The organism is Pseudomonas sp. GW822-FHT01E03, assembly GCF_058802985.1.
Genome location: NZ_JBXAOQ010000017.1, coordinates 1 through 12,215, shown reverse-complemented (window position 1 = coordinate 12,215; position 12,215 = coordinate 1). Strand labels below are relative to the sequence as shown.

General features: G+C 58.4%; 13 protein-coding genes. 5 read left to right on the top strand and 8 right to left on the bottom strand.

Features of this window, described 5'->3' with window-relative positions; translation table 11 throughout:
- Positions 1–159: 159 nt before the first annotated feature.
- Positions 160–582: an OsmC family protein gene (locus AC1RP7_RS25795; protein WP_008061600.1), complete on the top strand. Its 423-nt coding sequence runs from the start codon at positions 160–162 to the stop codon at positions 580–582.
- Between the two features lie 239 nt (positions 583–821).
- Positions 822–1,613, top strand: coding sequence for an adenosylmethionine decarboxylase (gene speD / locus AC1RP7_RS25790; protein ID WP_057713089.1), 792 nt, complete (start codon positions 822–824; stop codon positions 1,611–1,613).
- A gap of 172 nt (positions 1,614–1,785) precedes the next feature.
- Here the strand turns inward: speD and coq7 are convergent, their stop codons facing one another.
- The 6 genes from coq7 to hemJ all read right to left on the bottom strand — a co-directional run bounded on the left by coq7 (position 1,786) and on the right by hemJ (position 6,417).
- Positions 1,786–2,433 (bottom strand): 2-polyprenyl-3-methyl-6-methoxy-1,4-benzoquinone monooxygenase, encoded by a 648-nt coding sequence (gene coq7 / locus AC1RP7_RS25785; protein ID WP_008051652.1) that lies wholly within the window; start codon positions 2,431–2,433, stop codon positions 1,786–1,788.
- Positions 2,434–2,658: 225 nt separating this feature from the next.
- Positions 2,659–2,997 (bottom strand): histidine triad nucleotide-binding protein, encoded by a 339-nt coding sequence (locus AC1RP7_RS25780; RefSeq protein ID WP_057713090.1) that lies wholly within the window; start codon positions 2,995–2,997, stop codon positions 2,659–2,661.
- A gap of 80 nt (positions 2,998–3,077) precedes the next feature.
- The gene (locus tag AC1RP7_RS25775; RefSeq protein ID WP_493183166.1) at positions 3,078–3,866 is read right to left on the bottom strand and encodes an SDR family NAD(P)-dependent oxidoreductase; all 789 of its coding nucleotides are present in this window, start codon (positions 3,864–3,866) and stop codon (positions 3,078–3,080) included.
- Between the two features lie 61 nt (positions 3,867–3,927).
- Positions 3,928–4,893 carry a DUF805 domain-containing protein gene (locus AC1RP7_RS25770; RefSeq protein WP_493183168.1) on the bottom strand — a complete coding sequence of 322 codons (966 nt, stop codon included), beginning with the start codon at positions 4,891–4,893 and terminating at the stop codon, positions 3,928–3,930.
- A 93-nt stretch (positions 4,894–4,986) separates the two neighbouring features.
- Entirely contained in the window at positions 4,987–5,955 is a 969-nt protein-coding gene (locus tag AC1RP7_RS25765) for an NAD(P)H-dependent flavin oxidoreductase (protein WP_493183170.1), read from the bottom strand.
- 33 nt (positions 5,956–5,988) lie between these two features.
- The gene (gene hemJ / locus AC1RP7_RS25760; protein WP_046039521.1) at positions 5,989–6,417 is read right to left on the bottom strand and encodes a protoporphyrinogen oxidase HemJ; all 429 of its coding nucleotides are present in this window, start codon (positions 6,415–6,417) and stop codon (positions 5,989–5,991) included.
- 135 nt (positions 6,418–6,552) lie between these two features.
- Between hemJ and argC the strand changes: the two genes are divergently transcribed.
- Positions 6,553–7,587, top strand: a complete 1,035-nt coding sequence (gene argC, locus AC1RP7_RS25755) for an N-acetyl-gamma-glutamyl-phosphate reductase (RefSeq protein ID WP_007980174.1) — start codon at positions 6,553–6,555, stop codon at positions 7,585–7,587.
- 166 nt (positions 7,588–7,753) lie between these two features.
- On the top strand, positions 7,754–8,104 hold the full coding sequence (erpA, locus tag AC1RP7_RS25750) for an iron-sulfur cluster insertion protein ErpA (protein ID WP_007906865.1): 351 nt from the start codon (positions 7,754–7,756) through the stop codon (positions 8,102–8,104).
- A gap of 66 nt (positions 8,105–8,170) precedes the next feature.
- On the opposite strand, the gene AC1RP7_RS25745 is transcribed toward erpA, so the two are convergent.
- On the bottom strand, positions 8,171–9,262 hold the full coding sequence (locus AC1RP7_RS25745; RefSeq protein ID WP_493183171.1) for an anhydro-N-acetylmuramic acid kinase: 1,092 nt from the start codon (positions 9,260–9,262) through the stop codon (positions 8,171–8,173).
- A gap of 3 nt (positions 9,263–9,265) precedes the next feature.
- Positions 9,266–10,690: a peptidoglycan DD-metalloendopeptidase family protein gene (locus tag AC1RP7_RS25740; protein WP_090451717.1), complete on the bottom strand. Its 1,425-nt coding sequence runs from the start codon at positions 10,688–10,690 to the stop codon at positions 9,266–9,268.
- A 212-nt stretch (positions 10,691–10,902) separates the two neighbouring features.
- Here AC1RP7_RS25740 and tyrS point away from each other — a divergent pair, with 212 nt between their 5' ends.
- Positions 10,903–12,102, top strand: a complete 1,200-nt coding sequence (gene tyrS, locus AC1RP7_RS25735; RefSeq protein ID WP_008051666.1) for a tyrosine--tRNA ligase — start codon at positions 10,903–10,905, stop codon at positions 12,100–12,102.
- Positions 12,103–12,215: the final 113 nt, after the last annotated feature.

The following is a 12,215-nucleotide window of genomic DNA, read 5'->3' as shown; positions in this document are numbered from 1 at the left end:
CCATGCGCCATTGAATTGGCGCCAGCTTAACAGACACTTCCTGCAATATTCGAGCATTTACCTACAAGGCGGTGGGATATGTCCTAGGACGCCGGGCGCTGTCAATCACGGGGCCTGTGCTAAGCTGGCGACCCTTTTTTATACAGTGGAGTCTTGGCGATGAAGGCACGCATCCAATGGGCTGGCGAAGCCATGTTCCTCGGCGAATCCGGTAGCGGTCATGTCGTGGTCATGGACGGTCCGCCCGATGCCGGCGGACGTAACCTGGGTGTCCGGCCGATGGAAATGTTGCTGCTGGGTGTCGGCGGTTGCAGCAATTTCGATGTGGTCAGCATCCTCAAGAAGTCCCGCCAGGCGGTCGAAAGCTGTGAGGCCTTCCTCGAAGCCGAGCGCGCGACCGAAGATCCAAAGGTGTTCACCAAGATCCACATGCATTTCGTGGTCAAGGGCCGCGGGCTGAAAGAAGCCCAGGTCAAACGTGCCATCGAGTTGTCTGCCGAGAAGTATTGCTCGGCCTCGATCATGCTCGGCGCGGCCGGTGTCGAGATTACTCACGACTACGAAATCATCGAGCTCGGTTGAATCGACATTCAACTATCATAAAAGCAGTGCAGACTCTGGCGATCCCAAGCTGACGTCTGCATAATGCGCCACTTTTTTCAGGGTAGTGGCCCGTCAGCCGACAGGCCTCGCACCCGAACAGACAACCAAAATCGCCATCGCGAAGAGGTGTTAACCGTCCTACGCAGGTGCGTTGTTCGCAACTGACGGGCATGCTTGATCACGCGGCCGGGCCGCAAACACATAGAGAGTTTTTAACGGTGAAAAGCAAACTCAAGCTCCACGGGTTCAATAACCTGACAAAGACCTTGAGCTTCAACATCTATGACATCTGCTACGCGGAAACTCCGCAAGACCAGCAGGCTTACGTCGAGTACATCAATAAAGAGTACAACGCGAAACGCCTGACGCAGATCCTCACGGAAGTTGTCGATATCATTGGTGCCAACATCCTGAACATTGCCAGTCAGGACTATGAGCCACAGGGCGCCAGCGTCACGATTCTGATTTCTGAAGAACCGGTGACCCCGACCGATAGCCAGATCGAAGAGTCCCCGGGCCCGTTGCCCGAAATCATCCTGGCCCACCTCGACAAGAGCCACATCACGGTGCACACGTACCCGGAAATCCATCCGGACGACGGCATTGCAACCTTCCGTGTGGACATCGACGTGTCGACTTGCGGGGTCATTTCACCGCTTAAAGCGCTCAACTTCCTGATTCACCAGTTCGATTCGGACATCGTGACCGTGGATTACCGTGTGCGCGGCTTCACCCGTGACGTTGAAGGCAAAAAACACTTCATCGACCACGAGATCAATTCGATCCAGAACTACCTCTCCGATGACACTTACGACGCGTACCAGATGACCGACGTGAACGTGTACCAGGAAAACCTGTTCCACACCAAGATGCTGCTGAAGAACTTCGAACTGGATAACTACCTGTTCGGCGACGCCACCAGCAACCTGTCCTCTGAGCAGCGCGCCCAGGTGACCGAGCGGGTGAAACACGAAATGCTCGAAATCTTCTACGCGCGCAATATGGCGTAAGATTTTCGGACACAAAAAAGGCGACTCCCTCACGGCAGTCGCCTTTTTTATGTCTTGCCCTTGTAGGAGCAAGCTTGCTCGCGATGGACGTTAACGATAACGCGTGTTTTCTGGGTAAACGCGTTGCCCTCAGGTTTATCGCGAGCAAGCTCGCTCCTACAAAAATCTGAAATCAGATCCGATAAGTACTCTTGGTCATCACCTTGGCCATCAGGCTCATCCCGAACTTCACCGGTGCCGGAAAGCGGAACCCGCCAGCATCCAGCGCACTTTCGGCATGTTGTTCTTCATCGATACGCATCTGTTCAAGAATCGCCCGGGATTTTTCATCCTCGGCCGGCAATTGCTCCAGATGTTCGTTCAGGTGTTTGCACACCTGGTCTTCCGTTGCCGCAACGAACCCCAGGCTGACTTTGTCGCTGATCAGGCCAGCCACTGCGCCAATCCCGAACGACATGCCATAAAACAGCGGGTTGAGGATGCTGGTGTGGCTACCCAGTTGATGGATGCGTTGTTCGCACCAGACCAAGTGATCGATTTCTTCTTCGGCGGCATGCTCCATCGCAGCACGCACTTGCGGCAGCTTGGCGGTCAGTGCCTGTCCCTGGTACAGCGCCTGGGCGCAGACTTCGCCGGTGTGGTTGATGCGCATCAGGCCGGCAACGTGGCGCGTGTCTTCGTCGCTCATTTTCGCATCCGGCTGCACGATGGCGGGCGACGGACGGTACGGCTGGCCGCTGAAGGGCAGCAGTGTGCGCATCGCGGCATCGGCTTGCAGCAGAAGGCGGTCAATTGGCGAGTAGTGACGTTGGGTTGTCATGCTGACCTCCGGGGGAATTTCGGCGGCCAGTTTAACCCAATCGGCCGGGGAAGGTTTGCGCTGGGTCATTGTGATGCAGAGACTGTGACAGTGTCGTGATGCCTTTTGTGGGAGCGGGCTTGCTCGCGAAGAGGGTCTGACATTCAGCATCCATGCTGGCTGATACTCCGTCTTCGCGATCAAGTCGGGTCGCCGCACCGCCGCTCCCACAGGGGGAGGCAGTAATCAGCCCGGCGGCCAGTGCATCTGGCGCTGACCCAGTACGTGCATATGTATGTGATAGACAGTTTGCCCACCCAGTTCATTGCAGTTCATGACGACGCGGAAGCCGTCTTCGCAACCCAGTTCCTTTGCCAGGCGCTGGGCGGTGAACAGGATGTGCCCCGCCAATGTCTTGTCGTCCTCGGTCAGGTCGTTCAGGGTGCGAACGGGTTTCTTCGGGACCACCAGGAAATGTACCGGTGCCTGTGGGGCAATGTCGTGGAAGGCCAGTACCTGGTCGTCCTCGTAAATGATCTTCGCCGGGATTTCCCGGTTGATGATCTTGGTGAACAGAGTATCCACAGCTGTTTTCTCCGTTGTTTGGGCTGGCCTGAGTGTACTCATGGCGTATGCCTGCGCCCAGCCTTTTACCTTGGGTTGGATCAGCGCGGGCAGTAGGCCTTGTTGACCATGCCGGCGATTGTGCGAGTCAGCCGCCGCGAGCCAAGCCGCGGCAGGAAGGCGAACCAGCGGTTGCGCCGCCCGGGAATGATGATCGCCTTATTCTTTTCCAGTGCGCGCACGGTGTAGAGCGCCACTTCCTCGGGGCTCATCAGCAGTTTGCTGTTGGTCAGCTTTTCGCTGTCGAGTTGCGCGGTACGGAAAAACGCCGTGCGGGTCGGCCCGGGGCAGAGCACCGAAACCTTGATCGCACATTTTTTCAGCTCGACGCGCAATCCTTCGGAAAAGTGCAGCACATACGCCTTGCTGGCGTAATAGGTGCTCATCCACGGCCCCGGCTGAAACGCCGCCACAGAGGCCACATTCAGAATCTGCCCGCCGCCTTGCAGGGCCATGCTGTTGCCGATGGCATGGCACAGGCGGGTGAGGGCGAGGATGTTCACTTCGATCAGGTCTTGCTCGGTCATCCAGTCCTGGGCCAGAAACGGGCCGCATGTGCCGATACCGGCGCAGTTGACCAGCAGATCGATTTGCCGGTCGCCTTCTTCCAGCTCCAGCAGGAATCCGGACAGGCGCAGCGGCTCGCCCAGGTCGCAGGCACGGAACAGCACTTCCACGCCGAACCGTTGGGTCAGTTCAATCGCAATACTTTCCAGCTGATCACGTTGTCGGGCCACCAGAATCAGGCTGCGGCCGCGCCGGGCCAGCGCTTCGGCCATTGCCAGGCCGATGCCGCTGGAGGCGCCAGTGATCAGAGCGTAACGGGTCATGCAGTTCTCCATCGCAACAGCTCCGCGCCGCGACGCAGGTGTCAGGGGCCAGGAGCGCTGTTCATTCTTTCGCAGAGTCTACAGGGGGCTGGGCCTCTTCGGCTGCATCGTCGGAGGAATTTGGCACCGGTTCGACCTCGACTTCGATTTCTTCGGTGGTGACCGAACTGCTGTCGTAGCTGCTCTGGGCGGCACTTTTGTATTCTTCCCGTATCGCTGTGAGACCACCGGCCAGCGAGCCGAACAGAACCAGCGCGATAACGATCAGCCACAGCGAAGACAGTACCTTGACTGCGGTACTGTTCGGCGGAGGCGGCGGGCCGTAGCGGTTGGCGGTGTCGTTGCCCGGCACAACCATGATCACGAACGGAAAGAAACTGCCAACGAACGGCACCAGGTTCAGCAGCCACAGCCAGCCGGACCAGCCGACATCGTGCAAGCGTTGAACGGTGATCTGGATGCTGACGAATACAAATCCGACGAACAGGATAAAGGCCAGCAAGCTGCCCAATATCAGGCCGGCGGTCGAATCCGCGCCGATGATAGCCAGGGCGATCAAGGCAAACACCCCGCACACGGCCAGGAGCACAGTTGACAGCACCAGCGTCCAGGCGAGGTAGCGCAAGCGGCCGATACGGCCATCGAAACTGAAGGGTTTGAGCGTGGCGAGTTCCGCTACGGCTTCGCCGACGGGCGCGCGAGGCGGCGCGTAAGGGGACTGCGGATCTGCAAAAGGCGCCTGGCTGCTGGCCGGAGCATGGTCATGAACGTCGGCGAGGTTCAGCTCGATCGGCGTTTCGGCTTCGATGCGGGCGTCGATACCGGTTTTGCTCAGCGCCTGGAGATAGGTCTGGGCATCGGCGTGCGACAGGTTGCGTTTGAGCGCTACCGGACGCCCGGTGAACAGGCGCTCAATGGCAGTGACATCGCTTTTGAACAAATCGGCGAGATTGAGCTTTGCCGTAGTGATGTCGACACCGGGCAGCAAGGCGCCCTCGAATACGATTTTGAAATGATTTTCGCCCATGTGCGAAGCATCCTTGTCGCGAGAGGTTGAAAGAACAATGTTGTGCCCGGGCGAGTGTAAGTCCGGCCGGGCAAGACTGGCCAAGGTTTGCTGTCAGCGCGGCCAGCGTTTTGGCAGCTGGGCGGCATGCTCCAGGGCTTGGCGGTACTCCGCGTCGAGACGCGCAATCAACTGCTCGACACTCGGCAAGTCTTCGATTTCTCCCACGCCCTGGCCTGCAGACCAAACGGTCTTCCAGGCTTTGGCCTCATCGCTCACGGGTTTGAGCTTGGAACCGAAGTTGATCTCGCCCTTGCCTTGCAAGGCGGCCATGTCGAAACCAGCGGCCTCCAGGCTCTTGCGCATGAAGCTCGCGGGGACACCCGACACGGCTGGAGTATGGATGATGTCTGCCGCTTTGGATGTCAGCAGCATTTCTTTGTAGGCGTCGGGCGCGTGACTTTCGGTCGTGCCGATAAATCGTGTACCAAAGTAGGCCAGATCCGCGCCGAGCAATTGAGCGGCAAGAATTTCGTGGCCGTGGTTCAAACAGCCGGCCAGTAACAGGGTCTTGTCGAAAAACTGGCGGATTTCGGCAATCAGTGAGAACGGGCTCCAGGTCCCCGCGTGTCCACCGGCGCCGGCAGCCACAGCGATCAAGCCATCCACGCCTGCTTCGGCCGCTTTCTCGGCATGACGACGAGTGGTCACATCATGGAACACCAGGCCGCCGTAGCTGTGCACCGCGTCGACCACTTCTTTCACTGCGCCCAGGCTGGTGATCACGATCGGCACTTTGTGCTCGACGCAGATCTGCAGATCCGCCTGTAAACGAGGATTGCTGTTGTGGACGATCAGGTTCACGGCATAAGGCGCGGGATTCTCCATTGTCGCCAGCCCGGCTTCGATTTCTTCCAGCCAGGCCTTGAAACCGCTGCTTTCGCGCTGGTTCAGCGCCGGGAAGCTGCCGACCACGCCCTGGCGACAACAGGCGAGTACCAATTGCGGATTGGAAATCAGGAACATCGGCGCCGCCACTACGGGCAGACGCAAACGTTCTTCGAGCAGAGCGGGCAGCGACATTGGAAGTACCCCGGTAAGTTGTGCCTGGTGGATTTAGAACGGCCGAACGACGACCAGAATTACGATAGCCAGCAATATCAGAACCGGCACTTCATTGAACCAGCGATAAAAGACATGGCTGCGGGTGTTCTCGCCACGGGCAAAACGTTTTACCTGGGCGCCGCACATGTGGTGGTAGCCGATCAGCAACACGACCAGGGTCAGTTTGGCGTGTATCCAGCCACCCTGGCTGAAGATGCCTGGATTGAGGTAGATGAGCCAGCCGCCGAAGATCAGCGTGGCGATCATCGCTGGGCCCATGATGCCCCGGTACAGCTTGCGCTCCATGACGCTGAAGCGTTCCTTGCTGATCGTGTCTTCACTTTGTGCGTGATAAACGAACAGTCGTGGCAAGTAAAACAGGCCGGCAAACCAGCATACGACGCTGACGATATGAAACGCTTTGAGCCACAGATAGAGCATTTTTGGTTATTCCCCAATTCACGGTAGTGGGAATAGTAGGGGGTTGAGCGTCCGCACGTCACCTTGACGGTTGTCGCAGGGGCGCGCGGCCCCTATTATCGACGGCTTTCCAGTGGGTTCGTTGAGGGCAGGTTTATGGTCAAGGTCGGTATCGTCGGCGGCACGGGTTACACCGGTGTTGAACTGCTGCGTCTGTTGGCGCAACATCCGCAAGCTGAGGTGGTTGTCATCACTTCCCGATCCGAGGCTGGCCTGGCCGTGGCCGACATGTATCCGAACCTGCGAGGCCATTACGACGGCCTGGCGTTCAGCGTTCCGGACATCAAGACCCTGGGTGCCTGCGATGTGGTGTTCTTCGCCACGCCGCACGGTGTTGCCCATGCCTTGGCGGGCGAGTTGCTGGCGGCCGGGACCAAGGTCATCGACCTGTCGGCGGACTTCCGTCTGCAAGATGCGGATGAATGGGCCAAGTGGTACGGCCAGCCGCACGGTGCACCGGAGTTGCTGGACGAGGCGGTCTACGGCTTGCCGGAAGTCAATCGCGAACAGATCAAGAAAGCGCGCCTGATTGCCGTGCCGGGCTGCTATCCAACTGCAACGCAATTGGGGTTCCTGCCATTGCTCGAAGCCGGCCTGGCCGATGCCGCGCATCTGATTGCTGACTGCAAGTCCGGCGTCAGCGGTGCCGGTCGTGGCGCTTCCGTAGGTTCGTTGTACTCCGAGACGTCGGAAAGCATGAAGGCTTATGCGGTCAAAGGTCACCGTCACCTGCCGGAGATTCGCCAGGGGCTGCGTCGCGCAGCAGGCAAGGACGTCGGCCTGACCTTCGTTCCGCACCTGACGCCGATGATTCGTGGCATTCACTCCACACTCTACGCAACCGTTGTTGATCGCTCGGTGGACCTGCAGGCGCTGTTTGAAAAGCGCTACGCCAACGAACCGTTCGTCGATGTGATGCCGGCAGGCAGCCATCCGGAGACGCGTAGCGTACGGGGTGCCAACGTCTGCCGCATTGCCGTGCATCGCCCTCAGGACGGTGATCTGGTGGTGGTGCTGTCGGTGATCGACAACCTGGTCAAAGGTGCTTCGGGTCAGGCCGTGCAGAACATGAACATTCTGTTCGGGCTGGATGAGCGTCTGGGCCTGTCCCACGCCGGCATGCTGCCGTAAGCGTTATCGCGTACAGCAAAAGGCCCGTCTGACGGGCCTTTTTGCATTCCGGGCCGGCGACTGGATTGGTTGATATACCATAACAATAGTTGACCGCTTTTCTAGGAGAAGCGGATAATGCGCGTCATCACGCAATATGACGGCGTAACGCCGGGAGATAGTCAGCATGAGCGTCGAATCCTTCACCCCCACGGCTTTGCAATTCACCCACGGTGCCGCGCACAAGGTGAAGAGCCTGGTCGATGAAGAGGGGAATGATCGCTTGAAGCTGCGCGTATTCGTTACGGGCGGCGGTTGTTCAGGTTTTCAGTACGGCTTCACCTTCGATGAAGAAGTGGCCGATGACGACACCATCGTCGAGCGCGAAGGTGTGAGTCTGGTTGTCGATCCGATGAGCTTCCAGTACCTGGCAGGTGCCGAGGTGGACTACCAGGAAGGTCTGGAAGGGTCGCGTTTCGTCATCAAGAACCCGAATGCGACCACCACTTGTGGCTGTGGTTCTTCGTTCTCGATCTGATCGGCGCACCTGTTTCACAGAACGCCGCACGGCCTCAGGGCCTTGCGGCGTTTTGCTGTGTGGTATTTATGCGGGGTAGATGGCGCCGAGGACCCGTAATCCACGGGCGCCGGTAACGCTTGGGCGATTGGCGGCGATGCCTTCGAGGCAGCAGTGAGCGAGCCAGGCAAACGCCATGGCTTCGACCCAGTCAGGATCGACGCCATATGCTGATGTGCTGCTGACTTTCGCCTTCGGCAGCAGACTGGCCAGGCGATTCATCAGTGCGGCGTTATGCGCGCCACCGCCGCAGACCAGCACTTCTTGAGTCTCTTTCTGGGCGCCTTGCAGCGATTCGATGATGGTCAGTGCGGTCAGCTCAAGCAGCGTTGCCTGTACGTCTTCGGCAGCGAAGGTCGGCAGCTGCGCCAGGTGCTGCATCAACCATGGCAGGTTGAAGACTTCCCGGCCGGTACTCTTCGGGCCTTGGGTGACGAAGAAGGGGTCGCTGAGCAGTGCCTTCAACAGATCGGGTTCAACCTTGCCGCTGGCGGCCCATTGGCCGTCACGGTCATAGGTGTCGCCGCGCTGCTGATGAATCCAGGCATCCAGCAGCACATTCCCTGGGCCGCAGTCGAAACCGGCCACCGGTTTGCCGGGCTCGATCAGGCTGAGGTTGCTGAAACCGCCGATGTTCAGTACGGCACGGTTGCCGGCCCGCTCTTCGAACAAGGCTTCATGAAAGGCTGGAACCAGCGGAGCGCCTTGACCGCCGGCGGCTACGTCGCGGCTGCGGAAGTCGCTGACCACGGTGATACCCGTCAGCTCGGTCAGCAGCGCCGGGTTGCCGATTTGCACCGTGAAACCGCGCGCTGGTTCATGGCGAATGGTCTGGCCATGGCTGCCAACCGCGCGGATATCGTCAGGGTTGAGGTGCTGTTGAGCGAGGAGGGTATTGATGCCCTGTGCCGCGAGCTTTACCCAGTTTTGCTGGGCGATGGCGGAGCGGGCAATCTCGTCCGGACCGCTGGCGCACAAGCCAAGCAGCTCTGTACGCAGGGAATCGGGCATGGGGATGTAGTGCGTGGCGATCAGCCTGATCGCCGGGGTCTGCTCGATCAGCGCGATGTCCAGGCCATCAAGGCTGGTCCCGGACATCACACCTATATAAAGCGCCATGACTTAACGCTTGGCCGAAGCCAGTTGAGTGGCTTTTTCCTGGTCCATGCGCGCCATCAGCGGTTGGCTCTGTGCCAGGAAGCGTGCGCGCTCGGCTTTGGAGATTGGATCGGCCATCGCGACTTTCTGGCCCAGCGGGTCGACGTGCACGCCATTCACCTGGAACTCGTAATGCAGGTGCGGACCGGTGGAGAGACCGGTGGTGCCGATATAGCCAATCACCTGGCCCTGTTTCACCGTGCCGCCAGTCTTCACGCCTTTGGCGAAGCCTTGCATGTGGCCGTAGAGCGTTGTGTAGGTGTTGCCGTGCTGGAGGATCACGGTATTGCCGTAGCCACCACGACGGCCGGCCAGCAACACCTTGCCATCACCGGCAGCCTTGATCGGCGTGCCGCGCGGTGCAGCGTAGTCGACGCCTTTGTGGGCGCGGATCTTGTTCAGGATCGGGTGTTTGCGACCCATGGAAAATTTCGAGCTGATGCGGGCGAAGTCCACCGGTGTGCGGATGAACGCCTTGCGCATGCTGTTGCCGTCAGCGGTGTAGTAACTGCTGTTGCCTTGTTTGTTGGTGTAACGCACGGCGGTGTAGGTTTTGCCGCGGTTGGTGAAGCGCGCCGACAGGATCGGGCCAGTGCCGACGGCCTTGCCGTTGACCACTTTTTGCTCGTAGATCACGTCGAACTCGTCGCCCTGGCGAATATCCTGGGCGAAGTCCACGTCGTAGCCAAACACACTGGCCATGTCCATGGTCAGGCTGTGAGACAGGCCGGCCCGGGCTGCGGACTGCGACAGCGAGCTGTTGATCACGCCATGAACGTAAGCCGAGCGCACGGTTGGTTTTGCGGTAATGCGGTTGAAGGTATAGCCCTTGTCGTTCTTGGTCAGGCTGATGCTTTCGAGGTCGTTGAGCTTGCTGTGCAGGTTGGTCAACTGGCCGTCAGGACTCAGTTCGAATTCGAGTTTTTGCCCGTGCTTGAGCTGGCTGAACTGCTTGGCCTGCTTGTCGCTGGCCAGCACGTCGTGCACTGAGGTGGCCGGGAGGCCGACTTTCTCGAACAGCGTAGAGAGGGTGTCACCCTTGGTGACGATCACTTCCCTGTGGCTTGCCGGCTTCTTTTCTTCGACGACCGGCACCGGTGCAGGTTCGGCTTGAGCGGTTTCCTGGGTGTCTTCGGCACTGTTGTCGATCTGCGCGAAGGGGGAGGTTGCTGGTTCATTTGTGGCTTGAACGGCGTCAGCAGCGTCTTGTTCTTGTGTCAGTTGTTCAGCAGGGCTTTCCAGTTCAAGACTCAGGGTTGTCTTTTTGGCTTCGACATCGCTGGAAGGGAATACCAGGAGCGCCAGACTGAGAAGGGCGGCGATGCCACTTGCAGCAAGCAAGTGGGTCTTCGGGTAAAGCGGCGGCGCTTTAGACGATTCTGTGGTCATAAGTGGTTTTGACTTTGAAAAAAGATGAATTGGAAAAGATGAATGACATGATGAAGATGAAATAACTGTATAAAATATAACCAAATCATCTCTGAAGCAAGTCCGTAGGCACTCTGTCTGCGGATTGGCGTCCGTGCGCCGGGCAAACCTTGTATTTGACGCGCGATCTTGTATGGTTGGTTCCCTTTGAATCTGAGCCTTGCGGGTCTGTTATGAAGTCGGTTGAAGAGCAGCTAGCGCTGATCAAACGTGGTGCGGAAGAACTGTTGGTCGAGTCCGAGCTGATTGAAAAGCTCAAGCGTGGCCAGCCGCTACGTATTAAGGCGGGCTTCGATCCAACGGCTCCGGATCTGCACTTGGGTCACACCGTGCTTATTAATAAGCTGCGCCAGTTCCAGGAGCTGGGGCATCAGGTGATCTTCCTGATTGGTGACTTCACCGGGATGATCGGCGACCCGAGTGGCAAGAGTGCCACGCGTCCACCGCTCACTCGCGAGCAAGTCCTCGAGAATGCCGAGACCTACAAGACTCAGGTCTTCAAGATTCTGGATCCGGCAAAAACCGAAGTGGCATTCAACTCCACCTGGATGGATCAGATGGGGCCGGCCGACTTCATTCGCCTGACTTCGCAATACACCGTGGCTCGTATGCTCGAGCGCGATGACTTCGACAAGCGCTACACAACCAATCAGCCAATCGCCATTCATGAGTTCCTTTATCCGCTGGTTCAGGGTTATGACTCTGTGGCTCTGCGCGCAGACGTGGAGCTCGGCGGCACCGATCAGAAGTTCAACTTGCTGATGGGGCGTGAGCTGCAGCGTGGTTATGGTCAGGAAGCCCAGTGCATTTTGACCATGCCGCTGCTTGAAGGTCTGGATGGTGTGAAGAAGATGTCCAAGTCCTTGGGTAACTACGTCGGCATCCAGGAGGCGCCGGGTGTGATGTACGGCAAGCTGGTTTCCATTCCGGATGCGCTGATGTGGCGTTACTTCGAGTTGCTCAGCTTCCGCTCCATGGATGAGATCAATGCGTTCCGCGCTGATGTCGAGGCGGGTGCCAATCCGCGCGATATCAAGATCAAGTTGGCTGAGGAGATCGTTGCGCGCTTCCATGGTGAGGAGGCTGCGGCCAATGCTCATCGTGCCGCCGGTAACCGTATGAAGGATGGCGAGCTGCCGGATGATCTGCCGGAAATCGAATTGACTGCTGCCGAAGACATGCCGATCGCTGCTGTCCTTAATAAAGCGGGGTTGGTTAAGAACTCCGCGGTGGCGCGAGATCTCCTGGGTTCCGGTGGTGTACGTATAGATGGTGAGGTTGTCGATCGCACCTTTATATACGCACTGGGCGCGACCCATGTTTGCCAGGCCGGGAAGAAGGCATTTGCGCGTATTACGCTCAAATCCGAATAAAGCTGAAATAAGGGGTTGACGGCGAATTCTAGAGGCCTATAATTCGCCCCACTTCCGGCGCAGTCGAAACGGAAAACTCCTTGGTAAACAAAGAGTTACGCAGTTTTCGGCAG